19 protein-coding genes are annotated in these 25,993 nt (G+C 54.5%); 15 read left to right on the forward strand and 4 right to left on the reverse strand.

The window, feature by feature from the left end; genetic code table 11:
- Positions 1 to 26 precede the first annotated feature (26 nt).
- Positions 27 to 1,283: a flagellar hook-associated protein FlgL gene (gene flgL, locus ACXAE6_RS13655; protein WP_475149259.1), complete on the forward strand. Its 1,257-nt coding sequence runs from the start codon at positions 27 to 29 to the stop codon at positions 1,281 to 1,283.
- 16 nt (positions 1,284 to 1,299) lie between these two features.
- Here flgL and ACXAE6_RS13660 read toward each other — a convergent pair whose 3' ends face one another.
- Entirely contained in the window at positions 1,300 to 1,590 is a 291-nt protein-coding gene (locus tag ACXAE6_RS13660; RefSeq protein ID WP_475149264.1) for a hypothetical protein, read from the reverse strand.
- A gap of 191 nt (positions 1,591 to 1,781) precedes the next feature.
- Here ACXAE6_RS13660 and ACXAE6_RS13665 point away from each other — a divergent pair, with 191 nt between their 5' ends.
- The 11 genes from ACXAE6_RS13665 to ACXAE6_RS13715 are packed head-to-tail and all read left to right on the forward strand — an operon-like array spanning position 1,782 to position 13,097.
- The gene (locus ACXAE6_RS13665) at positions 1,782 to 2,699 is read left to right on the forward strand and encodes a class I SAM-dependent methyltransferase (protein WP_475149270.1); all 918 of its coding nucleotides are present in this window, start codon (positions 1,782 to 1,784) and stop codon (positions 2,697 to 2,699) included.
- 53 nt (positions 2,700 to 2,752) lie between these two features.
- A complete protein-coding gene (gene pseB, locus ACXAE6_RS13670) occupies positions 2,753 to 3,754 on the forward strand; it encodes a UDP-N-acetylglucosamine 4,6-dehydratase (inverting) (RefSeq protein WP_392803915.1) in 1,002 nt (333 codons plus the stop codon).
- Positions 3,751 to 4,899 carry a UDP-4-amino-4,6-dideoxy-N-acetyl-beta-L-altrosamine transaminase gene (pseC, locus tag ACXAE6_RS13675; RefSeq protein WP_475149276.1) on the forward strand — a complete coding sequence of 383 codons (1,149 nt, stop codon included), beginning with the start codon at positions 3,751 to 3,753 and terminating at the stop codon, positions 4,897 to 4,899. The genes pseB and pseC overlap by 4 nt, the downstream gene beginning before the upstream one ends.
- Positions 4,900 to 4,903: 4 nt before the next feature.
- Positions 4,904 to 5,602 (forward strand): pseudaminic acid cytidylyltransferase, encoded by a 699-nt coding sequence (gene pseF / locus ACXAE6_RS13680; RefSeq protein ID WP_475149281.1) that lies wholly within the window; start codon positions 4,904 to 4,906, stop codon positions 5,600 to 5,602.
- Positions 5,599 to 7,224 carry a UDP-2,4-diacetamido-2,4,6-trideoxy-beta-L-altropyranose hydrolase gene (pseG, locus tag ACXAE6_RS13685; protein WP_475149286.1) on the forward strand — a complete coding sequence of 542 codons (1,626 nt, stop codon included), beginning with the start codon at positions 5,599 to 5,601 and terminating at the stop codon, positions 7,222 to 7,224. The genes pseF and pseG overlap by 4 nt, the downstream gene beginning before the upstream one ends.
- On the forward strand, positions 7,214 to 8,263 hold the full coding sequence (gene pseI / locus ACXAE6_RS13690) for a pseudaminic acid synthase (RefSeq protein ID WP_475149290.1): 1,050 nt from the start codon (positions 7,214 to 7,216) through the stop codon (positions 8,261 to 8,263). Before pseG ends, pseI begins: the two co-directional genes overlap by 11 nt.
- A gap of 15 nt (positions 8,264 to 8,278) precedes the next feature.
- Positions 8,279 to 9,424 (forward strand): N-acetyl sugar amidotransferase, encoded by a 1,146-nt coding sequence (locus ACXAE6_RS13695; protein ID WP_475149295.1) that lies wholly within the window; start codon positions 8,279 to 8,281, stop codon positions 9,422 to 9,424.
- Positions 9,414 to 10,022 carry an imidazole glycerol phosphate synthase subunit HisH gene (gene hisH, locus ACXAE6_RS13700; protein ID WP_475149300.1) on the forward strand — a complete coding sequence of 203 codons (609 nt, stop codon included), beginning with the start codon at positions 9,414 to 9,416 and terminating at the stop codon, positions 10,020 to 10,022. Before ACXAE6_RS13695 ends, hisH begins: the two co-directional genes overlap by 11 nt.
- Positions 10,023 to 10,736: a HisA/HisF-related TIM barrel protein gene (locus tag ACXAE6_RS13705; RefSeq protein WP_475149304.1), complete on the forward strand. Its 714-nt coding sequence runs from the start codon at positions 10,023 to 10,025 to the stop codon at positions 10,734 to 10,736. It begins immediately after the preceding gene.
- Positions 10,729 to 11,892, forward strand: a complete 1,164-nt coding sequence (locus ACXAE6_RS13710) for an N-acetyl sugar amidotransferase (protein ID WP_475149307.1) — start codon at positions 10,729 to 10,731, stop codon at positions 11,890 to 11,892. The genes ACXAE6_RS13705 and ACXAE6_RS13710 overlap by 8 nt, the downstream gene beginning before the upstream one ends.
- A gap of 11 nt (positions 11,893 to 11,903) precedes the next feature.
- A complete protein-coding gene (locus tag ACXAE6_RS13715; protein ID WP_475149310.1) occupies positions 11,904 to 13,097 on the forward strand; it encodes a DUF4915 domain-containing protein in 1,194 nt (397 codons plus the stop codon).
- 47 nt (positions 13,098 to 13,144) lie between these two features.
- Here ACXAE6_RS13715 and ACXAE6_RS13720 read toward each other — a convergent pair whose 3' ends face one another.
- On the reverse strand, positions 13,145 to 15,181 hold the full coding sequence (locus ACXAE6_RS13720; RefSeq protein ID WP_475149314.1) for a motility associated factor glycosyltransferase family protein: 2,037 nt from the start codon (positions 15,179 to 15,181) through the stop codon (positions 13,145 to 13,147).
- 240 nt (positions 15,182 to 15,421) lie between these two features.
- Between ACXAE6_RS13720 and ACXAE6_RS13725 the strand changes: the two genes are divergently transcribed.
- The 3 genes from ACXAE6_RS13725 (at position 15,422) to fliD (ending at position 22,418) form a co-directional block, all read left to right on the forward strand.
- Positions 15,422 to 17,839 (forward strand): flagellin N-terminal helical domain-containing protein, encoded by a 2,418-nt coding sequence (locus ACXAE6_RS13725; RefSeq protein ID WP_475149317.1) that lies wholly within the window; start codon positions 15,422 to 15,424, stop codon positions 17,837 to 17,839.
- A gap of 105 nt (positions 17,840 to 17,944) precedes the next feature.
- Complete coding sequence (locus ACXAE6_RS13730; RefSeq protein WP_475149321.1) at positions 17,945 to 18,385, forward strand: flagellar protein FlaG; 441 nt, start codon at positions 17,945 to 17,947, stop codon at positions 18,383 to 18,385.
- A 145-nt stretch (positions 18,386 to 18,530) separates the two neighbouring features.
- Positions 18,531 to 22,418 (forward strand): flagellar filament capping protein FliD, encoded by a 3,888-nt coding sequence (fliD, locus tag ACXAE6_RS13735; protein WP_475149324.1) that lies wholly within the window; start codon positions 18,531 to 18,533, stop codon positions 22,416 to 22,418.
- Positions 22,419 to 22,463: 45 nt separating this feature from the next.
- On the opposite strand, the gene ACXAE6_RS13740 is transcribed toward fliD, so the two are convergent.
- Positions 22,464 to 23,677 (reverse strand): IS3 family transposase gene (locus ACXAE6_RS13740; protein WP_475149327.1). Its coding sequence is split into 2 segments (ribosomal slippage): positions 22,464 to 23,320 and positions 23,320 to 23,677, totalling 1,215 coding nucleotides; the frame shifts between segments, so codons are not numbered across the junction.
- A 108-nt stretch (positions 23,678 to 23,785) separates the two neighbouring features.
- On the reverse strand, positions 23,786 to 25,846 hold the full coding sequence (locus tag ACXAE6_RS13745) for a class I SAM-dependent methyltransferase (RefSeq protein ID WP_475149330.1): 2,061 nt from the start codon (positions 25,844 to 25,846) through the stop codon (positions 23,786 to 23,788).
- Between the last annotated feature and the right edge of the window lie 147 nt (positions 25,847 to 25,993).

Below are 25,993 nucleotides of genomic sequence, written 5' to 3' on the forward strand. Positions count from 1 at the left end.
ACCGGATGACCGTTTAGGAGGTCGAGATGGTCGATCGTGTTTCAACCTACTGGATGTTCAATCGTCCAGTCAGTGACATGACCCAGTTGCAGGCCGATATGACCCGGACTCAGGAACAGCTGAGTACCGGCCTGCGTATTTTGACGCCGGCCGACGATCCAGTCGGTGCCGCTCGGGTACTGCAGCTGAATCAGGAAATTGCTCTGACCACGCAGTACGAGCGTAATATTATCCTCGTCGAAGGGCGTCTTAATGAAGAAGAGGGCATTCTGGAATCGATCCAGAACACCATCGGCCGTATCCGCGAGCAGGCGGTAAAAGCCGGTAACGCCGCCACCCTGAACGATGAAGATCGTCTGGCCATTGCTGCTGAAGTTCGTATACGCGTTGATGAACTGTACGACCTGATGAACAGTAAAGATGGCAGCGGTGAATATCTGTTTGCCGGCTATTCCGGTGGCACTCAACCTTTCCAGCGCAATCTTGGTGGTGGTACTTCCTTTGAAGGCGACCAGGGCGTGCGCTATTTGCAGATCAGCCAGAACGTCACCCTGGCCTCCAGCGATTCTGGCAAGGATGTCTTTATGGACATCCCCGCTGTAGAGCCAAGTTTCTCCACCTATGGCAACCCGCTGAACAGTGGCAACCCGCCGGGAATTATCTCCGCCGGCATCACCCGTGATCAGCAGGCGCTGGACGAATTCTTCCCGCACGATGCGGTTATTACCTTCGAAAACCCGCTCGATATCGAGCCCTCTGAACCAAACTATACGGTGCGCCGGAAGTCGGATGGTCGGGTTGTGGAAGGCTTGAAAAACATTCCCTATGTACCAGGCGGTAATATTGAATTCGGTGGCATGAGTGTCACCGTGGTGGGCGACCCGGCACCGGGCGATGAGTTTGTTGTCGAGACCAGCAACAAACAGGGCATTTTGACCACCTTCGAGAAATTTTTGTTTGCGCTGGAGAGCTATCCACCCGGTACCGCATTTGACGATGCCTATGATGAAGCCATCGAACAAACTCTGGGTAATTTGGATAACGCCGTCGATAAAATATCCCAGGTTCAGGCCCGCATCGGCGCGCGCTTGAATACCTCCCAATCGGTCACCAACCAGCATGCCGATAGTAAATTGGATATGCAGGACGTTCGTTCACAGATACAGGATGTCGATTGGGCAGAAGCGGTCAGTCGGTTACAGATGCAGAGTTTGACCTTGCAGGCGGCTCAACAGAGTTTTGCTCAGACCAGTCAGCTCAGTTTGTTTGATTTTATTCGTTAACGCTGGGGCGGCTTGATCAGTCTTTAAGCTGATTGATCTGATTGTAGCGTTTGGCCTTGGCCGCACTGCTCGGTTTGGCCGGATGCAGTTGAATCAGCTCATCCCAGATGTGCTGGGTTTCCTGCATCGCCAGGTTATGGTTTTCGGCGATAACGGCTTGCAATTGTTGGATGACCTCCTGGCGTTGTGAGGCCGACATTTGCGCCAGACTTTGTTCGCAACGCTTACGCCATTGCTCAAAAGCCGGCTCTAGATTGTTTTGCTGGTTGAGCAACGGCAACAGGGATTCAACGAGTGGATGAGCCATGAGGTCCTCTCAGACCAAGTTGTGCAGAGTCGATAGCATGGCACAAGCGTCTGCGTATTGCATAGCGCTTCTCGGTTGTGGCGCGATACAGTCTAGTGGACGCCGGATACATGCTAGAGTTGTTTTCATCAGCACCGTTATAACGCACGATAGCGTCGGTTTACCGACACCTAAATGACAGGACGGACCTTATGAAGTCGCCTCGACAATTAAAAACGCATTATCAGCAGGGTGACAATATCAGCGCCCTGATGCGTGCCGATCGCGGCTTGACGGAGAACAACAGCGAGATCATTGAAGTCGCCTACGACTTGCAGGCGGGTTCATACATTAAAGCACTGGAAAATCCGCAACACGCTGAACGTAAGCTCGCCTACAACGAGGCGTTGTTGACGATCCTGAACGATTTTAAAGATAGCCGCCACTTGCTCGAGGCCGGTGTCGGTGAAGCCACCACGCTGGCCGCAGTGGCCGGGCAGCTGTCACATGCCCAGGGCTACGGTTTTGATTTGAGCTGGTCGCGGGTGGCGCATGGTCATCATTGGTTGCAACAGCAAGGCGTCAGTGCCCAACTGTGCACCGGTGATTTACTGGCCATTCCCATTGCCAGCAACGCCATTGATCTGGTGTATACCTCGCACTCCATTGAACCCAATGGCGGACGCGAAGCGACTATTTTGCAAGAACTGTATCGGGTGGCCGGTCGCTATCTGGTGCTGTTTGAACCGGGTTATGAATTTGCCAGCGATGAAGCCCGGGCGCGTATGGATCATCACGGTTATTGCAAAGGCCTGGCGGACACCGCTCGTGAGTTGGGCATGACGGTGGTCGATCATCGACCGATGCCAGTGTCGGTGAATCCGCTCAATCCGACGGCGGTGACCATCATTGAAAAACCGCCGGCCGATGCAGGATTGGATCTGAATTCGGACAGTCCCTTTGCCTGTCCGCAATATAAGACACCCCTGGTCGAGTTGGGGCAGATGTATTACAGCCCGGAGGCACTGAGCGTGTATCCGGTGATTGCAGGGTTTCCCTGCTTACGACGTGAAAACGCCGTTTTTGCCAGTAGTTATGAAATGGCGGTTAGCCAGTGGGGCTATGCTTAACGTCCTAATAGCGAGTGTCTGCAACGCAGCAGACCGGTTGTCGAGGTATGTCTATGTTCGATAATGCATCCATTGTAATTACCGGGGGCACTGGTTCCTTTGGTAAGCAGTTTGTGCGAACCATTCTGTCTCGGTTTCGACCTAAACGTCTGGTGATTTTTTCCCGTGATGAACTCAAACAGTATGAAATGCAACAAGAGTTCAACGCGCCCTGTATGCGTTATTTTATTGGCGATGTGCGTGATAAAGAACGCGTGATGCAGGCTTTTAAAGGCGTTGATTTTGTCATTCATGCGGCGGCGCTAAAGCACGTTCCTGTTGCCGAATATAATCCGACAGAATGCATCCGCACCAACATCAACGGGGCGGAAAATGTCATCCGCGCGGCGATTGAAAACCGCGTGCAAAAAGTCATTGCTCTGTCGACCGATAAGGCCGCCAATCCGATTAATTTATACGGCGCGACCAAGTTGGCATCGGATAAGCTCTTTGTCGCCGCCAACAATATGGTAGGCAGCGATGTGCCGCGTTTTGCTGTGGTCCGCTATGGCAATGTGGTCGGTTCCCGTGGTTCTGTGGTGCCGTTTTTTAAGCGCTTGATTGCGGAAGGCAAAACCGAGCTGCCAATCACCGATGCTGAAATGACCCGCTTCTGGATCACCTTGCAACAAGGTGTTGATCTGGTGATGTCTGGCTTCGAACGCATGTACGGCGGCGAAATTTTTGTGCCGAAAATTCCCTCCGTGCGCATTACTGATCTGGCCGCTGCGGTAGCGCCGGATGTGCCGCATAAAATTGTCGGTATTCGTCCCGGTGAAAAGCTGCATGAACAGATGATTCCACGCGATGATTCTTATCGGACGCTGGAATTTGATGATCACTATGTCATCACACCAGCGATCAAGTTTATGGATCAAAAAGTCAACTATGCGCGCAACCGTTTGGGCGAGCAGGGCGCTTTGGTGGAGCCGGGTTTCTATTACGATTCCGGTACCAACCCCGACTTTTTGAGTGTCGATGCCATCCGCGATTTACACGCATCCATCGGGCTATGATTCCATACGGTCGTCAATCCATCAGCGAGGCCGACATCGAAGCGGTTGTCGAGGTTTTGCGCTCAGATTTTCTGACCCAGGGACCGGTGGTGCCTGCGTTCGAGCAAGCCTTCGCTAGGCGCGTTCAGGCGTCTTACGCAGTGGCCTGCAACAGCGCCACCTCGGCGTTGCATCTGGCGTACCTGGCGTTGGGTGTCGGTCCGAGCGATTGCGTTTGGACGTCGCCCATTACCTTTGTTGCTACCGCCAATGCGGCTCTGTATTGCGGGGCCGACGTCGATTTTGTCGACATTGATGCGCGTACTTATAACCTCAGTTGTGATGCCCTGGCGGAAAAACTGGCTCAGGCTGAACGGCAGGGACGCTTACCCAAGGTGGTTACAGCGGTGCACCTGGCCGGCCAGCCTTGCGAGATGGCTGCTATTGCCGAACTCAGCCAGCGCTATGGCTTTGCTGTGGTGGAAGATGCCTCCCACGCCGTCGGTGCCCGCTATCGCGATGAGCCGGTCGGTAATGGCCGTTACAGCGACATCACCGTGTTCAGTTTTCATCCGGTCAAAATCATGACCACGGCCGAAGGCGGTCTGGCTACTACCCATCAGGCAGAGTTGGCTGAGCGTATGCAATTGTTGCGCAGTCATGGTGTGACTCGTGATGCGCAGTTGTTGCAAGCGCCAGACAGCGGTGGCTGGTATTACGAACAGCAGGCGCTCGGCTTTAACTATCGACTGACCGAATTACAGGCGGCTTTGGGGTTGAGTCAGTTGCAGCGTCTGGATGCTTTTCTCGAGGCGCGCCGGCAACAGGTGGCACGCTATCAGGAACGCTTAGCGTCATTGCCGCTGCAATTGCCCTGGCAACATCCGGACAGCGATTCAAGTTATCACCTCTATCCCATCTGCGTAGCGGATGAGCCGGCTCGTGCTCAGCTATACCAGCAGATGCTATCGGCGGGTGTTGGCGTCAATGTGCATTACATTCCGGTTCATACGCAGCCGTTTTATCGCGCGCGTGGTTTTGACTGGGGCGACTTTCCGGTCGCCGAAGACTATTACCGCCGGGCCTTGTCGTTGCCCGTCTATGCCGACCTGACCTCGCACGATCAGCAAAGCGTGGTCGATGTGCTGGTTAAGGCTTTGGGGTAATGCCATGAAGGTGGCCATCATCCCAGCACGCGGTGGTTCCAAACGGATACCGGGAAAAAATATTCGTCTCTTTCACGGCCGCCCGATGATGGCTTGGTCGATTGACGCGGCGTTGCAATCAGGCTGTTTTGATCGGGTCCTGGTTTCGACCGACGATGCCGACATTGCCGAGGTGGCGCTCAAGTCCGGCGCCGAGGTGCCCTTTGTGCGCCCGCTATCTTTAGCCGACGACTTCGCCACCACGGCTGATGTGATGCACCACGCCGCCGACTGGCTGCAACGCCAGGGAACATCTCCATCGCAACTCTGTTGTCTCTATGCCACTGCCGCTTTTGTCACGCCGGCGGTCTTAGTCGAAGCGCAGCAATGGCTCGACCAGGCCGACTGGGATTACGTCTTTGCCGCGGTGCGTTTTGATTACCCCATTCAACGAGCATTACGGCTGTTGCCGGAGGGTGGCGTGGATTGGTTGCAACCTGAAATGGCGCAGCAGCGCTCTCAGGATTTGGAGCCCTGTTATCACGATGCCGGCCAGTTTTACTGGGGTCAGTTCGACGCCTTCTATCAGCGCCGTCCGATATTGGGCCCACGCTCGCGTCCGCTGTTGCTCGATGGCCGTGATGCCCAGGATATCGATACCGAAGCGGACTGGGCGATGGCTGAAGCCTTGTTCGCCTTGCGCCGGGGAGCCGGGAGCGCATGAGTTGGGCATTATTCCGGGTGGATGCCAGTACAACCATCGGCGCCGGCCATTGGATGCGCTGTCTGGCACTGGCCGATGGACTGGCGCAGGCCGGCGTTGAGGTTGTCTTTGCGTACCGCAACACCCTGGACAGCTGTCAGTCGCTGGCTGAACAGGCTGGTCATCGCTGCGTCGAATTAGCCGCTGCTAGCGCTAGTACCGATACGCTTCAGGCTACTGACTACGCCCATTCGCACTGGCTCGACGGTGGTGAGCAGGCCGATGCTGAGGCCTGTCTGAGTTGGCTGGCTGAGCCGGCGGTGCAGGCGATGGGCAAACCCGGATGGATCATCGTCGATCACTATGCCTTAGCCTCGCCCTGGGAGCAGGCCTTGGCGGCTATCGCTCCGATTCTGGTAATCGACGATCTTAACGACCGGCCGCATCAATGCCGTTGGTTGCTGGATGCATCGGCCGACAAAACAGCCGAAGTCTACAGCGACTGGGTCGATGCCGGTTGTCGACTGTTGTTAGGACCACAGTACGCCTTGCTGCGGCCTGAGTTTGCTCAGTGGCGTGAGGTCAGCCTGGCGCGGCGACACCCGCCAATCGATGGTCCCCTGAAAGTGTTAATCAGCCTTGGCGGGGTCGATGCCGACAACCTGACCAAGGCCGCTTTAAGCAGTCTGTTGCCGCTTGCCGATGCGCTGTCGGTCGAGGTCATCGTCGGTTCGGCCAATCCTCATATCACCGCATTGCGGCAATGGATTGCCGAGCACTGGCCCACTTGTCAGTTGCATACCCAGGTCAACACCATGGCGCAACACCTGGCCAATGCCGACGTCTGTATCGGGGCCGCCGGCACCAGCAGTTGGGAGCGTTGTACGCTGGGCGTACCCACCGTGCTGTTGCTGCTGGCGGAGAATCAGCGTCATAACGCCCGTTATCTGAGCGACAGCGGCGCCGCCATTGCGCTGGGCCAATGGAGTGAGCAGACGGCGGCGCAATTAACCCAGGCATTACAGACGTTATTGGCCGATACCAACCGGTTGCAGTCGTTGAGTGATGCTGCCGCCCGTCAATGCGATGGTCTGGGCGTGGCACGGGTTCTGCAACAGTTGATGCCAAGGCCGGCGGCTGTTGCTGCGGCCACAGGTCGGTTGCGGGAAATGACAACAGAGGATTTGGCCCTGGTGCGGCAATGGCGCAACCATCCGCAGGTGCGCAGCGCTATGTATAATCAGCACCAGATTACGCCGGATGAACACCAAAACTGGTTCGCTCAGGCGCAGGCCGATGCGGATCGGCAGTTGTATATTTTTGAAGTTGAGGGCCGGGCGCAAGGCTTCGTGCAGTTTCAGGCCCGGCCGGAAAATCGTGCTGTTTGGGGCTTTTATATGGCGCCAGAGGCGCCCAAAGGGCTCGGCCGTAAACTCGGTCGCTGTGCGTTGCAACACGCCTTTGAGCGCTTGGAATATCAGCACCTGGAAGCCGAAGTATTGGTCACCAACGATGCCTCCCTGGCGTTTCATAGACGTCTGGGTTTTAACGCCATCGCCCACAAAGAGGTTGCCGAACACGAGGTGGCCTGTTTCGAGCTCAGTGCGCAGCAGTGGTTGAAGAGAGGTCAGGATGTCGAATGAAGTCTGGATCAACGGTCGCCGACTGGCCGCTGATGCACCGCCTTACGTGGTGGCGGAGGTTTCGGCCAATCACAACGGCAGTCTGGAGCGAGCCAAGGCGATTATCAGTGCCGCCGGCCAGGCTGGGGTTGATGCCGTCAAACTGCAAACCTACCGGCCCGATACCATTACCTTGCCAGCGGACAGCGCTGATTTCCGTATTGAAGGTGGCCTCTGGCATGGCCGGACGCTCTATGATCTGTATGAAGAAGCCCATCTGCCTTGGGACTGGCATGCCCCCTTGTTTGAACACGCGCGCAAGCTGGGTCTGACCATCTTCAGTTCGCCCTTCGATAACACCGCTGTTGATCTGCTCGAAGACCTGGGCGCGCCGGCCTATAAAATTGCCTCATTCGAGGCGGTTGATCTGCCGTTGATCCGCTATGTGGCCAGTACCGGCAAACCGATGGTGATTTCGACCGGCATGGCCAATCAGGACGAAATCGCTGAGGCCGTGGCGACAGCGCGTGACAACGGCTGCTCGCAATTGATTGTGTTGCATTGCGTCAGTGGCTACCCGGCGCCGGCGGGCGATTACAACCTGCGCACTCTGGTCGATATGGCGCAGCGTTATCCGGCTCTGGTCGGGTTGTCGGACCACACGCTTGATAACGCCACGGCCGTCGCCGCCACGGCGCTGGGCGCCTGTTTTATCGAAAAACACTTTACCCTGGATCGCTCCGGGGGCGGCCCGGATGACAGCTTTTCACTGGAACCGGACGATCTGGCGCGGCTGTGTCGTGATGTTAAAACCGCCTGGGAATCTCTGGGGCAGGTGCATTACGAACGCAGTGAGTCCGAACGTGGTAACGCCCAGTTCCGGCGTTCGCTCTATTTCGTCAAGGATCTGCAGGCGGGCGATGTTATTGACGCCGACTCGATTCGCAGCGTCCGCCCCGGCTATGGTTTGGCACCGCGCCACTACGATGAATTGCTGGGTAAAACACTGACCCAGGCGGTGCAGCGTTATCAGCCGGTGCGTTGGGAATGTTTTGACTAAGGGCCGCTGTCGACCATGAAATACTGCACTCAGTGTCTGAGCACCGATTTACGGCCGAATGCCCACTTCAGTGAAGCGGGCGTCTGCATTGCCTGCCAGTATTACAACGACGATCGAGTCGTAGAAGACAAGCGTTTTAAGCTCACAGCCTTGCAGGAGCGTATCAAGCAGATCCGCTCGCGCCGGCGCAAACGTGCCGCTTACGATTGCATCGTTGGCGTTAGCGGCGGCAAAGACAGTACCCGTCAGGCGCATTGGGTGCGCGATCGTCTGGGCTTGCGCCCGCTGCTGGTGTGCTGTGCTTATCCGCCAGCGCAGATGAGTGAGATTGGCGCCAGCAACCTGTCCAACCTGATCGGTATGGGCTTCGATTTGATTACCGCCACCCCGGCACCCCAGACATCCCGTCGGCTATCGCTGCAAGCCTTTCGGGATTTTGGCAACGTCTGTAAATCGACCGAACTGGCGCTGTTTTCTACCGTGCCCAGGCTCGCCATCGATTTGGGTATCAATCTGATCTTCTGGGGTGAGAACCCGGCGCTGCAGGTCGGGGACTCGGGTACACAGGGCATCGATGAATTCGATGGTAATCGACTGAGTCATTCCAACACCCTGTCTACCGGCGGCATGGAATGGATGAAAGGCTGTGTCGATGAGCAACGAAAACTCGACCACTATCGCTATCCGCAGGAACACTATTTCGATAAAAACGGCATCTCCATCTTGTTTCTCGGACCGGCCTGGGATGACTGGAGTAATGCCAATAATGCCACCTACGCCGCCTTGCAAGGCCTGACCCTGCGCCCGAACGAAGCGCTGGAAACCGGCGATATTTCCGAGGCATCGATGCTCGATGAGGAATATTCCAACATCAATATGATGCTGAAATATTTTAAATTTGGCTTTGGCCGCGCCACCGATATCGTCGATGAAGGCATCCGCAACGGCCAACTGACACGGCAACAGGGCATCGACATCGTAAAACAATACGATGGCCGCTGTGACGACCGCATCATCGACAGCTATTGCCGCTATGTCGGCATCAGTACGGCCGAGTTTTGGCAGATTGCCCATCAGTGGGTGAATACCGACTTGTTCGACATTCAACCAGGACAGCGCCCTAAGCCGCGCTTTACTGTGGGAGTCGACTATGGACATTGATGTGATCAACGTCGGCAGCGGCAACCTGCGCTCCATTGCTAACAGCCTGACCCGACTGCACCTGCGACCGAACTGGGTGACCCAACCGAAAGAGTTGAAACATTCGCGTATTTTGCTGCCTGGGGTCGGTTCCATCGCCTATTTTATGGCCAACCTGCGCCGCGCTGAGCTGGATAAGGCGGTGCTCGATGCCGCCGCCCAAGGACGCCGAGTCATTGGCATTTGCCTGGGCTATCAGGCGTTAACGCATTATTCCGAGGAAGATGGCGGGGTCGAGGGGTTAGGGTTGTTGGACGCCCAGGTGGAAAAATTGGCCGGTGGCATCGGCAACAACGGCTGGAAGAATTTTCATTTGCGCTGTCAGGACGCCGGTCTGGTACCGAAATTAACGCTGAAGCGAAAGCTCCGGGGACGGGTTTATTACAACCACGAATACGGCGTGCGTTGCACCGATACTGGCGCGCTGAACCTGGCGATCGACGATCCGGCCTTGGCCGCTTACAGCGCCATGAGCGTTAAGGGTGAGCTGATCGGTTGCCAGTTCCATCCGGAAAAAAGCCAGTGGACCGGCAGTCAGCTGCTGCGGATGGTGCTCTAGATGACGATGCGAACCGCAGCCCTGGTGCTTTATCTCGATGGCTACTGTTATCAGTCCTATGGCTGGCAGATGCTGCGCCCTCTGGGTGAGGTGCAGACCGTCTTCTCAATGTTGGATGATCATCAGATTGATGAGATTGCCTTGATCCGCCCGGTCCGTGAAGGTGACAGCCTGGCGGCGTTTGAACGCGATGTGGATCGGCTGGCCAGCCTGCAAACCCAGTCGCCGCTGTCGTTTGGTGGTGGCATTCGTGAGCTGGCCTGTTTTAACGCCTTCGAGCGTTTGCCGATGGAGCGGGTGTTACTGAGCTCGGCCTTTGTCGGTGGCGACGCCGAGCTGCTGCAAAGTCTGCAGCAACGGCTGGGCCGACAGGCACTGCAGGCATTATTACCACTGCGTCGAGGTGCTCAGGAACTGGAGGTGTATCACTGCGCTGAAGGTCGGTTTGTGCCGCTGGCGACGCTGGATCGAGCGTTGCTCGAGCAATTTGCCAACGAGGTCGTGGTATACGATTGCGATCACGAAGGCACGCTCGGTGGTTTTGACTTTAGCCTAGCTGATGCGCTGCAACTGGCACCACAGCGGCTTATTCTGGCCGGTGGTCTTGATCCCGTCGGCGTCAAACAAGCAGCGGCGGCCGGTCACGCCGCCGTGGCCATTGAAAACCGAATTCTGCAGCAAGAGTATCACCCGCGACGGTATCGCCATGGTTGAACAGTGTCCTCAGTGTCTGTACGACAGCCGTCATCCTTTTGGTCTGACCCTGATCGATGGTGAGTGTTCCGGCTGCCATACCCACCGCGAAAAAGATCAGCTCGACTGGTCGCAGCGTTATCATTTATTGCAGCAACGCTTGGCCAGCCGACGCCACCGCGGCACCTACGACTGTGTCGTTCCGGTCTGTGGCGACGCCGAAGATTATTACGTCCTCGACCAGGTGTTAAAGCTGGGCCTGCACCCCTTGGTCGTGGTGGTTAACGACTATTTTATGAACGACATCGGGTGGCATAACCTGCACAACCTGATCACTCATTTTGATGTCGATTCGATGGTCTACAACCCGGATATGCGCGCCTATCAGGAGCTGATTCGCACCTGCCTACGCAAGCTCAATCATCTGTTGTGGCCGGCGCTGGCATTGCGCACCGCCTACCCCATGCATGTGGCCCATGATCGTGGCATTCCCTGGGTGATAACCGGCCAATTACAAGCGGTGGAGCAGGTCGGCAAGTTTTCCCATACGGAAGCTGCCGACATCAGTCAGTGGAGTCGCCTGGAACACGATTTGTTTAACCAGAGTGTCGAGGCCGTGATCGGAACCGGCGCGCAACTGCAAGACAGGGTGCTGGCCTATTATCGCTATCCAGCGGTGGCATCTCTGGCCAAGGTGGGCGTGCAGGGGATTTATCTGAGTAACTATTTGCGCTGGGATCCTCTGGCGCAAAATCGTCTGGCGCTGACTCAGGGTTATCAACCACAGCGACAGAGCAGCACTTTCGATTGTTATGAGCGCGCGGGCAGTTCGGTGTATTACCAGCTGCACGACCTATTGAAATTTAAACGACATGGCTACCGCAAAGCCACCGATCATCTGGTGCGTGAGCGGCGTCATGGACGCATCACCTTGGATGAAGCACAAAGACTGCAACATCACTATCGGCATCAGAAGATCAATATCCGGCCGTTTTTCGATTGGTTGGGTGTGACTGAATCGGGTTATCAGTGGTTTGTTGAGCATCAACTCGGTGACGTCAAATCCTTAGTGGGTGAACCGGATGCGGCCCCTAAATTGCCGCAAGCCCTGGCCGATATGCTAGAGACAGGTTCCGATCCAAGTCGTGATTTTATTCCCTTTGCCAAGGGTATCTAGAGGCTACAACCATGCTGATAAAAACCTCGTTCGCCGAGTTAGAAAAACGCAATCAAAAACCCTACGTTTTGTTCGGCCGCAGTAAGCTGGCGGAAAAAACCATTAAACGACTGGGCGATCAGGTTGCCTTTCTGGTGGATAACTCGACGCCGTTGCAAGGTTCAACCTTTCATGGTTTGGAGGTGAAAGCTCCTTCGGTATTAACCGACGATTACTTTGTGCTGATCTGCTCTACCGACGTCATGAACATCTCGGCGCAGCTCGAAGGTCTGGGACTGGCGGCCGATCGTGATTTTGCTTTATCACCACTGGCTAACGATCTGCTGGCCATCGCCGAGCTGGAGGAATTAAAGACCGAGTTTTATTTCACCAGCGGCACGGTTGCCGCCGAAAAAGGTCCTTGGGGTGGGGGCCTGTATCTGTGCACAGTGCACCAGACGCAAGTCAGTTTCGAGCGGCTGTACAGCGGACCTTGTTATGGCGCCATGCGTGACGGTGATGATGTCCTCTTCGTCAATGGTGATATCGGTTTGTTCCGCTATTCAAAAGGTGAGGTCACTCAGCTGGCCAGTTTACCGGAGGGCGCACGGGCCCACGGCGTATCTTTCAACGAAGCCAACGGCTGTTATTACATAAATTGTTCTAATCGAGACAGCGTGATTGAACTGAACGCTAAGTTTGAACAGACCAGAGAGCTGTTTTTCTCGGAAAAATTTGCCCAAAGCGGTGATGCTCAACACCACACTAACGATAACGTTGCGCTCGGTGACAGCCTCTATGTGAGTATGTTTTCATCGTCAGGCAACTGGAAAAAAGATGTTTTCGATGGCTGTGTGGCTGAGTTTGATCTGGTCAGCGGTGAGCGTCGCCGCGATGTAGTGACCGGGCTTTATATGCCGCACAATATTCGCTTTATCGATGGTGGTCTGCACGTCCTGGATTCATTGCCCGGTCATCTGCGCTACAACAACATGAGCATTCAGGCGACCTTTCCGGCCTTTACCCGAGGGCTGGATTATCGCAAAGGTCTGTATTTTATTGGCCAAAGCAAAAACCGAAATTATTCGCGCGTTATTGGCTTATCCAATAATATCTCAATTGATTGCGGGGTCATTGTTTACAACCCTGAACTGGGTGTTTCGCGCTTCCTGCAATTTCCCTACGAGATCGGCGATATCCACACCGTCCTGATCAAGTCGTTGTAATAAAAAAACGGCGGCTCCATTTTCCGGTGCCGCCGTTGTTACCCGTCTTAGGCTTCGGCTGGCAGTTCCGCCAAGGGCACTTTCAACCAAGGATCGTCCGGGGTGAATGACTTGGTCATCATCATGTTCAAATCCTGCTCAATCTGATCGGCAAAGGCCTTCAGAGTTTTGCGGTATTTCAGCTGGAATTTTTGCTGATCGGTTGCGTCTCGCATACACAGACAATAGGTATATAAGATGTGACTGAGGTGCCAGATAGAACCACGAATAAACCAGTAATATGCCGGATGCTCTTTTTGAAAAACTTGTTCCAGACGATGGTTAATGCCGAAAACAGTATCTTCAAAATCGGCATTGCGGCTTAACACTTCGTTATCCAGCTTATTCAAAAAGGCCAGGATGGCTTTTTGCAGATCCTTTATGCCTCGGCTGATTTGTTTTTCTGTCAAAACGTCCGCTGAGCGCTGCAAGCTGCTCACAACCTCTGCTTTGGAATACGCCTCTAAGTTATCAACTTGTTGCTTAAACGCCTGGCTGTCGAGTATCTGGGTATGGCGCAAATCCACACCTTCAGAGCAATTATTGAGTGTCAGCCCTTGCTGCACGAAGGCATAGGCTACTTTTTCCACTGTCCGCAGTGACGAATAGAGTTGCACCGTTGTATAGATGGGTTCGCCTTTGATATCGGTCAGCGTTCTGTAACGCGCTGGATTTTTATGCTTCTTGTCGTAGTTCTCTTTAAAGCTGCCCTGATAATAAATGGAGCCTTTGGCATGATGGTTTTCTTCATCACGGAAGCCGTAGTCGCAACCGAACAGATAGGTGTTTTTAAATCCGTAATAAAGGCAAAAAGCGACCGCAGCATTGGTACAGGTCGGTGTACCAAAAGGAATGATGGCGCTTTCGCTGCCAAACATGCCCCACAGTGCGGACTCGCCTTTGAAATAGAGCAGCGAGTCGCCAAACTGGTTGATAACTTCCGGGTGGATGTGTGACGGGCTGATGATGGTGATGCTTTTTAACCATTGCGGGTCATCAATGGTCTTCAGCGAGTCAACAACGATTTTGTGCGATTCCAGTTCGAGATGGAAATCAGGCTTGATGCCGTAATGATGCAGCGATTTCAGAGCGGTACCGCAGGAAATAATCAGCGCTTTGTCCTGGTAGGCACGAACTTCTTCGATACGTTGGTCCAGTGAAGGGCCGGCACCAATAATAAAAACCGGGGTATTGCGATCCGTGGGTTGGCGGTTTTTTAAGATGGCGCTGTGGCCACGAATATTGTGCAAGCACTGGTTGAGTTGATTCAGCTCATCATCATAGAAACCCCAGACATTCATAAACAGCGAGATGTCCTGATTCCAGCGATTGATCAGATCCAGGTTTTCTTTGTTGCCCAGGTGGTTGAAATAATAGGTCGAGGTTGGGAACAGCGGGTTAAGGCGAGCCAGGGTATTCCAGACAGCCGCGAACTTTCGTTCATCAGAAATAATGTTGCCGACAAATATTTGCACGCTGAGTGCGCTGTCGCGGGAGCGCGATTCAAATAAGCCGGACCAATCCATGGTATAGAGGCTGGCCGCAAATATGTCCGGGTTCGGTTCATAAATCACAAAGTGGCTGACCTGGGCCCGGTTGCTCAGAGCTTCGATATGCCCACCCAGGCCAACGCCGGTAACAACCACCAACGGATAGTTGTCGCGCGAGATCAGAGGCGTTGATCCTGGTTTTTTAATGGGAGCGGCACTCATCAGTTCACGCCCTAAGGTATGAAATGCCCGAGGGGTTGGGAAATAGCCCGGCCCCGGCGCTTTGGCGGTGGTGATGGGCGAATTGCGCGGAAAGCTGCGCATAAAGATATCGCACTCGCGCTCACCGGTTCGCCGATAGTCCCGCTCATAGAGTGCCTTGCCGCCCACTAACAGGTTGATGTCGTTGCCGTCAGGACTGATGTTCAGTTTGGCGTCGCGCAGGCTGTAGTTGTGAAAAGCCTCATATATTTTGGGGTGGTGTTGTTTGAAATAGGCCAGATTCTGATAGCGGCGACTCTGCATCAGTTCAAGGATGGTCTGGGCGTTTGGCATAAAGGGCCCCTTTAGAGCGGTAAACGACAAGGTACTGTTTATATAAGCAATTATACGGCCAGCATGACGGCTTCTTTAAAGCTTGTCTCTATATTCATTTTTGTTTTTAAAATAGTATTTATATTCTCAAATGTTATTAATGTTGATTAAAGCCTGGTCTCTAGCGGTCGCTAACAAGGATGTGAAACGTCCAAGCTCGTATTGCGGGCTGGGCACACTGGCAATAGAGGAGACCATCTCATGCCGCAGATTATTAATACCAACATGGCGTCGTTGACGGCGCAGCGTAACCTCAACAACTCTCAGAGTGCCAACAGCACAGCGTTGGAGCGCCTGTCATCCGGTCTGCGGATTAACAGCGCCAAAGACGATGCGGCAGGTTTGGCAATCTCCACTCGCTTTGAGTCTCAGACCCGTGGTTTGGGCGTAGCGATTCGTAACGCCGGTGACGGTATCTCTCTGGCCCAGACTGCTGAAGGTGCTCTGGGTGCAATGACTGAGAACCTGCAGCGGATTCGTGACCTGGCTAACCAGTCAGTCAACACCACCAACAACCCCGATGACCGTATTGCTCTGCAAGCGGAAGTTGAGCAGCGTATTGCTGAACTGCGTCGTACTGCTGAAGACACCAACTTCAACGGCCGTAAGCTGTTGGACGGTAACTTCTCTGGTACTTTCCAGATCGGTGCTAACGCTGGTGAAACCGTAGACGTGCAGATTGCTGCGCTGACTGTGGATCGCCTGGGTTCTGACGCCCAGTCAGGTGTGTCTTCTTACGGTACTGATGAAGCGCTGGGTAACGGCGACTTGATCATCAATGGCATCGCCATTGGTCCGTCTCAGTCGGGTGACGACACTTCGTCTGTTTCCAATGCCGAAGCGTCTGCGATCGCTAAAGTCGCAACCATCAACCGTTATTCTGATCAGACCGGCGTTGAAGCCTTTGTTAATGCCAACGAAGTCAACGGTGCTGCGATGCAGTCTACTGCTGCACAGGCCGGTACCCTGACCATCAATGGCGTCGACATCGACGTGTCCACCACCACCAACTCCAATGATTCAGAATTGGCTTCTACCCGGGCGGCTGTTATGGCTGCTATCAACGCCAAAGCTGAACAGACTGGTGTTCGTGCGGTTGACAGTGGCAGCGCTGATAACGGCGTAATTCTGGTCGCCGAAGATGGCCGTAACATCACCATCACCAACAACGCCGGTAGCACCCTGACCGCTGCGGGTACAGGTCTTGATATTGGTGCGGCTGGCGAAACTCAGACCGAAACCGGTGGTTTTACTCTGGTTGCTAATGGTGCGACCAAAGAAATCGTTATCGGTGGCGGCGACGGAACCGGTAACGGTGACCTGGCCAATGCGGGTCTGCAGCGCGGTACTTACGATCGTGCGACAGCGGTTTACACCAACGAAGCGCAAGCTAACGTGCTGGGTACTGCCGGTACTGTGGTTGGTACAACTGCGACCATGGTTGATCACACCACTGCAGCAGCGCTGGATACTGCGCTGAAAGACCTGGTTAAGAATGGTGCTTTGCAAGATGGTGACATCATCATCAACGGTGTAACCATCGGTGCCAGCTCCGCTCTGGACGACCGTGCTTCTGATACCAACGCTGTGATGTCTGACGGTGCCGCTTCTGGTATTGCGATTGCCGCTGCCATCAACCGTGCCTCTGAAAGCACCGGCGTGTACGCCAAGGTCAATGAGACTGTCGTTGTCGGTGGTAATGACGATTCAGCGGTTGCTTCTACGGGTGCCCAGATGGACCTGTGGATCAACAACGTTGATATCGGTACCGTCACTTCTCAAGGTGATCGTCAGCAAGACATCAACACCACTGTCGGCTTGATTAACTCCAAGTCTGGTCAGACTGGTGTGGTTGCTGAGTTCAACGGTAAGTCAATCACCCTGACTGCTGCCGATGGCCGTAACATCTCCGTCTTTGCCCTGGCTGACAGTGATTCTGGTACTGCCGCCTGGGGTCTGGATTCAGATGTCGATGGTATCGGTGGTCTGGGTACCTCTGGTATCACCTTCACCTCGGGTGTGGTGGGTGCCTCCATCGGTTTCGCAAGTGCAGTGACAGCGGCTAACGCCTCTTCTGCTGCGATTGCTGCAGCGACACTGAGTAACGGTCAGGTCTTCGTACTTGACGCTGCCGGTGGTGCCTTCTCCGGTGGTATTGCCAGTGCTCTGATTGCTGAAACCACGCACTCTACAGTGACCCTGGAATCTTCCCGTGAAATCATGCTGGAAGCCGGTACTGCCGGTACTGAAGGCCTGGAAGACAGCGGTTTCATCCGCGGTACTTTCGGTAACGGTGAAGACGGTATGTTCCTGAGCGAAATCGATATCTCTACTGCAGAAGGCGCCGAAGCGGCTCTGACTGCGATCGATAACGCCCTGGACGCAGTGAACTCTCAGCGTGCCGACCTCGGTGCCTTGCAGAACCGTTTCGAATCCACAGTGAGCAACCTGCAGATCTCCCAGGAGAACCTGACAGCGGCGAACTCACGGATTCGTGATGCGGACTTTGCGGCCGAAACCGCTGAACTGTCACGGACACAGGTACTGCAGCAGGCCGGTATCTCGGTTCTGGCTCAGGCCAACCAGCGTCCGCAGCAGGTCCTGTCACTGCTCGGTTAATAACTGAGGGGGCGGCGGCCTGATCCATCGGCCAGCCGCCCATTCCCTTAGGGGGTTGGCGCGGTAATCCGCCCCGGTTTTAACTGAGATGACGGGAGGTGTGTAATGAGTGAGTTCAACGGTCCATCATTGAACGCTCTACCTGCCGCATTAGTGAGCCAGACAAGCGAAAAGTCGCCGCAAGGCGGCAAATCCTTGCCGGCCCAAGTTGTGGAAAATGCTGAAACGACTCGGGAGAAACTGGAAACTGCCCAGTTGTATGAGAAGGAGTCGCCAGAAGAAACGGAGGTTGCTGAACGTTCAGCTGCAACCGAATCCATGGATGACCGCATCAAAGAGGCAGTAGCCAGGCTGAATGATTACGTTCAGCAAGCCGAGCGGAAGCTCAATTTTCAAGTGGATGAAGAGGCAGGCTTAACTATCATCCGGGTGTTCGATAAGCAATCCGATGAACTGATTCGTCAGATTCCGAGTGAAGATGCTGTATCGCTGGCCCGAAAATTGAATCAGGAAGAGCCTTTGATGTTGTTTTCCGCTCAGGTGTAATGACCGAAGCGTCAAAATACCGACTGGAAATAACTGTTCTTTACAACAAGGGATATCAAGTGTACGCGGTGCAAGCCGATACCCTTGGTATCCTTTTTTGCGTTTTCGGCGTACGCATTGAAACGACGGCATAGAGGTAAAGGATATGGCCAGTATTTCGTCTTTGGGTATCGGTTCAGGGTTGCTCGACAACAAACTGTTGACCGATATCTTGACTGCAGAACGTGAAGCTACGGAACTGCGCCTGAAGCAGCGGGAAAATCGCGCGACGGCAAAAATTTCAGCCTACGCTGAAGTCCGTACCGCCTTGGACACTGTCAGTAAGGCCGCTTCATCTCTGGCGGATGCCAGCCTCATCATGGGGACCTCTGCCAGCATCAGTGACGAATCAGTCCTGGCCGCTTCTACCCAAAGTGCAGCCCGCCCGGGCAGCTACCGAATCGATGTTGATCGCGTCGCCAGCTCGCACAGTCTGGCATCCAAGAATTACGGAACCACCACGGCGACCGTCGGTTTAGGCCAACTGACCTTTACCCTGGGTACCACCAGTTATGACGAAGTGACGGGTGATTATGACGGCTTTACCCAGAACGAAGGCATTACCCCCGTCACCATTGATATCACCGAAGACAACAACACCCTGACCGGGGTTCGCGACACCATTAATCGCGACGTTAAGGGCGTTACTGCGAGTATTGTTTTTGACGGTAACGGTTACCGCCTACAACTGACCAGTGACGAAACCGGTGAAAACACCAGCATGCAGATTAACGCCAGTGGCGATGCTGATTTGCAAGCCTTGGCCTATAACGGTTCGCAAAACGATCCCGCCAACAATATGACCGAAACCCAGAAGGGTGCGGATGCGGTGTTGCGCGTCAATGGTCTGGAAATTACCTCATCCAGTAATGAGGTAACTGAGGCCATTGAAGGGGTAACGCTGAACCTGTTGCAGCAAAGCAGTGACACCATCAACCTGAGCATCAGCCGCAATACCAATGACGTGCTCGACAAGATGGAAGAGTATGTCGACGCTTACAACTATTTCAAAAAAGTCTACGACGAAGTCAATCGGTACAATCCGGATGAACAGGATTCGGCTGGCCTGCTGCTGGGTGAAACCTCGCTTCGTTTGGGCTATTCAAAGATCCGCAGCAGCCTGAATACCATCGTCGATGGTTTGGTCGGCAGCGACTATAAGAGCCTGGTTCAGGTTGGTCTGGAAGTGAATCCCAACAATGATTATTTGCTGGAATTCGACCGCGCCACCTTCCGCAAAGCCATGAATGAAGATGCCGCCGGCATGGCCGGTTTGCTGGCGAATCAGCAGATCATTGATGATCCGCAGATTAAATACATCGCCAAGGGTATCGACACCAAACCTGGCAACTACGACATCTTTATTGAACAGGCTGCGACCCAGGCACGCTGGCAGGGTTTATCTGCCGAGCCGCTGGGATTTGCCAGCGATCTGGTGATCGGCGGCAGTAACGATGAATTCCAGCTGGCGCTGGGTAATTCTGTGCGCGATATCAAGCTCGAGCAGGGCTCTTACGATAACGGCGATGACCTGGCACAGATGATTCAGAACGCCATCAACCAGGCCTATGCCGGTTCGGGTAAATCAGTGGCGGTCGGTTTCGACGCCGACAGCAAGAGTCTGTCGATTACCTCGTCAGAATTTGGTTCGGCGTCGACCATCAACATCAACAATATGGATGCCACCCTGGCCAACACCCTGGGCTTGACCAGTGCCACCTTTGGTGGCGTCGACGGTCAGTCTTACAGCAATCTTGGCGCCGGTGGTTTTGGTGCCCAGTCGCTGGCGTCGCTGAATGCGTTTGATATTCAGGATGGCATCGACTTTTCTGAGAACGAAGTTCAGTTCGACCTGACGCTGACCGGTACCGCTAACGATGGTACTTACACCATTAACCTGGATGAAGACTGGTCGGATATCGTTGATACCGACGGCAACGTAACCACCAATCGTACTCGCGCCGATGCTCTGTCTTATATTCAGTCCGAGATTAACAACGCCGGTTTGGCGGGTGTGGTCACCGCAGAATTTAATAATAACGGTCGGCTGGTGTTCCGCACCGAACCGGAGGCGGGTACCCAGACGCTGGAAGTCAGCAATGTCAGCAGTACCGGAACGGATCCGCTGGGGCTGCAGGAAGGAGTGGGTACCAGTGGTGTCACGCTCGACAGCGATGCCGAATTCCAATTGGCGTTCAGCAACCGCAGCGCCGATGTCACCAGTGGCACCATCAGTGTCGCTGCCGGCACCTATGAAACCCCCGAAGACCTGGCCGCGGCCATTCAGACCGCCATTAACAATGACGCCGCTGTGCAGGCCGGTGCCGAAGGTGCCAGAACCACCAAAGGCAGTCGCAACCTCAGTGGCGGTGTCGACTTTGCGGCAGACCCGGCCCAGTTCGGCTTCAAGCTGAACGGCACTGACTACACCATCAATGTGAATAGCAATGGTACGAATACGCTCGACAGTATTCAGCAAGCCATTGATGCCGAACTTGGCGCCGGCGTGGTCACCGCCTCAACGTCCGGTGGTGGCTTGGTACTGACCACCGATATCACCGGTTCAACCCAACAGATCGAAATTACCAGCGACGGTCTTGGCGCGACCACCACCGCCGGCTCGGTTGATCTGTCGACCGGCATTGACTTCAGCGCCAGCCCGGCCAACTTCACGCTGGAAGTCGATGGCGTCAATATCGATGTAACCGTCGATGGTGATGGCACCGCCGGCAGTAACGATGCCGAGTCCAATCTGGCGGCCATTCAGGAAGCGCTGGATTCCGCGCTGGTCAACACCGGCGGCGAGTTCAAACCGGGCGATATCAAAGCCCGCTTGGATGCCAGCAATCAGCTGTATTTTGAAACGGTTTCGAAAAACGGCGAGCCGACTGAGGCCACCTTTGGCGCCGACGCCACCATCGAACTGAAAAATGCCGACGCCAATGCGCAGTCAGTACTGGGTCTGGCGGATCAGGGACCTCAGGTTAATGGTGCTGATGGTTTTGGTCTGGCCAAGGGCTTGTACCAGGGCTTCGATTCGCAGGCGACAGTCAGCTATAACGTCGATGAAGATGGTAACGGCAGCTTTGGTGTGACCTTCGGCAACGACACTCAGGTGGCGTTCCTGGACGTCAACGACGTGGGCATGATCATGCTCGGTTTCTCACCACCTCTGGGGGATGAAGCCGATCCGGTTCAGGGCAAAGACGTTAAAGGCACCATCAACGGCTACGAAGCCACTGGGCGGGGTCAATATCTGACGGCGCAGGAAAGTTCGAATCTGTCGACCAACGGTTATTTGCTGGGTGGTAAAGGGGCCGCTTTCGAAAGTGCGGTTGTGATTGATGCGACCAATAAATCGTTTCAAGTTAAGATCGATGACGTCGAGTCCGGCACCATTGAATTGACCGAAGGCGTTTACACCAGCGGCGACCAGATGGCTGCGGAAATGCAGCGTAAGATCAATGCCGACCTGGAAAACAGTGGTAAATCGGTTTCGGTTCAATACGATGAAGACACCGATACCTTCGGCATCATATCCGCCTCCAAAGGTGAAGAGTCCACCGTCGAGGTGATGTCAATCGATCCTGGCCTTTCCGATATTCTGGCCATGACCCCGACAACAGTGGGCGTGCCCGGTAAAGAGGCCACCGAGGCGAGTAACGATGCCAAAGGGATGATTCTGAAAATCTCCGGTTCGCAAACCGGTCAACGTGGCAGTATCTCGCTTGTCGACGGTATTTTCTCGCGGATGCAGGATGCGCTGGATGACATGATTGGTATATCTGGGTCCTTGACGCAGCGTGAGAAATCACTGGATGACGAAATGGCCTTTATCGAAGAGGAGCGTTCCAAGCTCGATATTCGTATGAAGGCGATGGAAGAGAATCTGGTCAGTAAGTTTATTTTTAACGACAAGCTGATCAGCCAGTTGCAGAACACGCAAAGCTTCCTGACGCAGCAGTTTGAAGCGATGCAGCCTTCTAAAGACTGATAGGGTTGTTGTCTAGTCCTAAAATAGGTTGACACCTATTCCCTCTTAAAACGCCCGATGCACAGCGTCGGGCGTTTTGTATTTCAAAGCCAAGTGTGGCCGATCTCGGTTATAGGTTTGCACCGATTCATCCACCATCTGACGAGCCTGCTCTATATCCCTCGGCTGAACCAACAGGAACTCTGTCTTTAGGATGCCGTTCACGCGTTCGGCCAACGCGTTCTGGTAACAGTCATAACCATCCGTCATCGAACATTGAATACCATACTGACGATGCAGTTGCTGATAGCTGTCACAGCAATATTGGATACCCCGATCTGAATGATGGATCAGTGGCGCTCGTCCCGTTCGTTCACGCAACGCCTTGCGCAGAGCTTGTTCCACATCGTCACTGCGCAAATTGTCATGCACCGAGTGACCAACGATTTTGCGTGAGTAGGCATCAGTCACCAAGCTCACATAGCTCATTCCGCAGCGTGTCGGTAGATAGGTGATGTCCGCCACCCAGATCTGGTTGGGCCTTTGGGCTACCACCTGTTCCGGACCCGGTTTGAGCAGGTTCGGATGGCGTCGAAAGCGATGATGGCTTTGGGTCGTCTTGTGGTAAGCCCGACGTCTTGGGACCAGCAGACGCTGGGCGCGCAGCAGGTGGAACAACTGATCACGACCGAGATGCAGCGCCCGATCGGCTTGTTGATGCAGTAAATAATGGAGTTTACGAGTGCCAATCCGAGGCTGGTGGCAGCGAATGGATCGCACGAAGTCGATCACCTGACGTACCCGAGCGTCTTGGGCGAGTTGTGCGCGTTGCGCCTGATACCAGGCTTGGCGACTGATGCCCAGAAAGTGGCACGCGCGACTGATGGTTAATCCCTCGACGCGTTCTTGCGCGAGGATCTTCCCGACTGCTTTTTTACGGACACCCCGTAATCCTTCTCCATGACCTCGACCACGGCTTCGAAAAACTCCGCCTTCTGTTCAGCCAGGCGCAATTGCTCTTCCAGTTCTTTGATGCGTTGCTCTGGGGTGAGCGGTGATTTTGTCATGGCGGAGCTCCGAGGTGTGTGGCGAACCGCCCCAGGACTCCAGTCCTGATGGCCGTATCGACGTAACCAGTTTAGGACCGTTGATCGCCCCTGAATACCGTAGCGTACCTGAGCCTGTGAATAGGTCAGCTCACCATTTTCCACTTGGTCCACGACGGCTTGTTTAAAGGTGAGGGGGTAATCGCGTTGTGTGCGCTTAACTCGTTGATTCATCACATTCTCCCAAGGTTGAAGGCGGAATGTGTCAACTCTATTTAGGACGGGTCATGTTCATTAAAAAAGGCGCTTTCAAAGCGCCTTTTTTTGTGACTGCGACTGGCATTATCTCAAGCGAACATAACACTGATACATGGCTGCAAAAGTGGTCGGGCGTTCTATTTCAAATTGCTCCCATTGCTTAAGATCAGTGAAAGCACTGTGCGCGAAGCGTTGCCGGAATGCCTGCTTGGTTGCAGCTGGCAGCACAAACCCCAGAAATTCCAGGTTGTGGTCAGTTAACAGATCGCTCAGTTGGCTGGGTGTAAAGCGATGTTCCTGCACATGGAATAACAGATCGCGACAGCCGCTGGTGGAGTAAAAATCCGGGGCTTCGAGCAAGGCTTTAAAATCGCCCTCGAGCCGATTCTCCAGCAGGTGTGTGCGAAAACGACGGATGTCATCGCGCCGGGCCCGATAACCGAAATCTGCGATCCACTGTCGTGCCGCCACGACCGATTGACGAGCCACTTCGCTGTACAGGGCCAGCTTGATTACGCCGTTATTTTCCAGCTTGGTGGTTAACTGTGCCAGGCCGGCTTGTGGGTCGGCCATATGGTGCAATACGCCCGAGCATTCGATGACATGAAAGCGTTCATCTAATGCGTCGAGCGCCAGGATGTCACCCTGCATAAAGCGAATGTTGTGAATGTGATAACGCTGCGCCATGCGCTTGGCGTAGGCCAGGCTGCGGGCGCTAAGGTCAAGGGCGGTCACTTCAACATTGCGGAAATACTTGGCGATGCGTAACGCCTGTCGGCCTGTGCCGGCACCGGCCACCAAGACTTTTATGGTGCCCATATTAAAGAACTGCGGTGCTTTAAAACCTTCCAGCTCGGCTTCCAGAGCCCGACCGTAATTGGTCGGTGTGTTGTAACCCAGATGCAACCAGCGCGGGTAGGGCGATTGTTCATACTGCTGTTGCACCTGCAAAGAGATTTTATCCTCGATGAGCGTCAGCCGTTCGATCTCACGCGCCTGTTTAATTTCATCCAGCGGGCCTGCCAGGCAGTGGCTAATGACCGGTCTTACATAAGACGGCCAACGATTGTTGGCTATTTGCAATAACCGCTGCGCGCCCTGGAGCTCTGCCAGTGGTTCGTACATGCCATACATCAGCAGCGCGCTGAGCACATCGTTGGGTTGCAGTGAGGCGGTATTATTCAGGGTGCTGTGCAGCAGTTCGGCTAAGGCGCTTAACAGCGATTGCTCATCCTCATCCACCGCGTAGACATGTTCGTTGTGCGCCGCCTGCATGCAAAAGGCGGCCGCCAGACGCAGCAGGGCGGTGTCGCTGAACTGACCGGCCAGACTGTGCAGCAACACTTGCTTGCGCACCATCACCAAGAAAGACTCCAGACCGGCGTGCGTGAAATAAAGTCGTGACAGTGCCAATTGCAGTAATTCATCGCGCGCCAGATCTTGCAGGTCGATCACGGCGTCAGGATCGTCCAACTGATATTTGTGCTTGAGTAAACTGGCTGCCAGGCGGGACAGGCCATCGTGGGCGACGTTGTCGAGCTTTAACCAACTGATCAGATCGGTTTCCAGGTCGACCTGATAGTGATCGGCCTGGATGTGCCGGACCACATCAAACAGCTGGGCGCGGATATGATCGTTGTCCGGGTGGGTGCGAAAGAGTTTGCGGTAGCCGTTGAAGGCCTGAACCATCTTGCCCTGACGGGCAAAGGTATACACCAGAGAGGTGGCCGCCCGGGTTTCATCCGGGGCCAGCTGCAAAGCGCGTGAGAACAGCGTGATGGCGTCATCGAAGCGCCGCTGAGCCAGCTTCACATGACCCAGTGAATAACAGCAGCCGGCGTCATTGCCATTCAGGTTAAGCGCCTGTTGCAGCAGATCTTCAGCCGATTCGTAAAAGCCTTCGTCCAGGGCTATCCGGCCCAACAAGTTAAGCGCCAGCGCATGATCCGGGGCCAGCGCTAACATCCGTTGTGCCAGTTGTCGGGCCTGAGCCCGATACTGAGCGGTATGTTCGTTACTGACGCGACTGCTCAAACTTTGCTCATAGCAATGCCGCGCCTGGTTTTCCAATTCCTGCAGCGAAGGGCTGTCAGCAGGATTCACCAGAGGCGGTGTTTGCGTCAGTGCTTGGGACGCTTGTCTCATAAGGCTACCCGTCCGGCTCTGCTTGAGCCTCTAATCCATCCAAACCGGCTAAAATACGACCATCCATAGTGACTAACCGGCAACTCCTTACCGTTTTTCAGGCCAAAACCGTTGCCTGAAAGGCTGTGCTGGAGGAAAGAGCAAGGA

The sequence above is a fragment of the Saccharospirillum sp. ABV4_185 genome, from assembly GCF_056159245.1.

Excerpts from the sequence above, each read along its gene's own strand:
- ACXAE6_RS13725 (WP_475149317.1), top strand. The coding sequence starts at position 15,422 with ATGCCGCAGATTATTAATACCAACATGGCGTCGTTGACGGCGCAGCGT.
- fliD (WP_475149324.1), top strand. The coding sequence starts at position 18,531 with ATGGCCAGTATTTCGTCTTTGGGTATCGGTTCAGGGTTGCTCGACAAC.
- ACXAE6_RS13745 (WP_475149330.1), bottom strand. The coding sequence starts at position 25,846 with ATGAGACAAGCGTCCCAAGCACTGACGCAAACACCGCCTCTGGTGAAT.
- pseC (WP_475149276.1), top strand. The coding sequence starts at position 3,751 with ATGATTCCATACGGTCGTCAATCCATCAGCGAGGCCGACATCGAAGCG.
- hisH (WP_475149300.1), top strand. The coding sequence starts at position 9,414 with ATGGACATTGATGTGATCAACGTCGGCAGCGGCAACCTGCGCTCCATT.
- ACXAE6_RS13730 (WP_475149321.1), top strand. The coding sequence starts at position 17,945 with ATGAGTGAGTTCAACGGTCCATCATTGAACGCTCTACCTGCCGCATTA.
- ACXAE6_RS13665 (WP_475149270.1), top strand. The coding sequence starts at position 1,782 with ATGAAGTCGCCTCGACAATTAAAAACGCATTATCAGCAGGGTGACAAT.
- pseG (WP_475149286.1), top strand. The coding sequence starts at position 5,599 with ATGAGTTGGGCATTATTCCGGGTGGATGCCAGTACAACCATCGGCGCC.
- ACXAE6_RS13705 (WP_475149304.1), top strand. The coding sequence starts at position 10,023 with ATGACGATGCGAACCGCAGCCCTGGTGCTTTATCTCGATGGCTACTGT.
- ACXAE6_RS13660 (WP_475149264.1), bottom strand. The coding sequence starts at position 1,590 with ATGGCTCATCCACTCGTTGAATCCCTGTTGCCGTTGCTCAACCAGCAA.
- flgL (WP_475149259.1), top strand. The coding sequence starts at position 27 with ATGGTCGATCGTGTTTCAACCTACTGGATGTTCAATCGTCCAGTCAGT.
- pseF (WP_475149281.1), top strand. The coding sequence starts at position 4,904 with ATGAAGGTGGCCATCATCCCAGCACGCGGTGGTTCCAAACGGATACCG.
- ACXAE6_RS13710 (WP_475149307.1), top strand. The coding sequence starts at position 10,729 with ATGGTTGAACAGTGTCCTCAGTGTCTGTACGACAGCCGTCATCCTTTT.
- ACXAE6_RS13695 (WP_475149295.1), top strand. The coding sequence starts at position 8,279 with ATGAAATACTGCACTCAGTGTCTGAGCACCGATTTACGGCCGAATGCC.
- pseI (WP_475149290.1), top strand. The coding sequence starts at position 7,214 with ATGTCGAATGAAGTCTGGATCAACGGTCGCCGACTGGCCGCTGATGCA.
- pseB (WP_392803915.1), top strand. The coding sequence starts at position 2,753 with ATGTTCGATAATGCATCCATTGTAATTACCGGGGGCACTGGTTCCTTT.
- ACXAE6_RS13720 (WP_475149314.1), bottom strand. The coding sequence starts at position 15,181 with ATGCCAAACGCCCAGACCATCCTTGAACTGATGCAGAGTCGCCGCTAT.
- ACXAE6_RS13715 (WP_475149310.1), top strand. The coding sequence starts at position 11,904 with ATGCTGATAAAAACCTCGTTCGCCGAGTTAGAAAAACGCAATCAAAAA.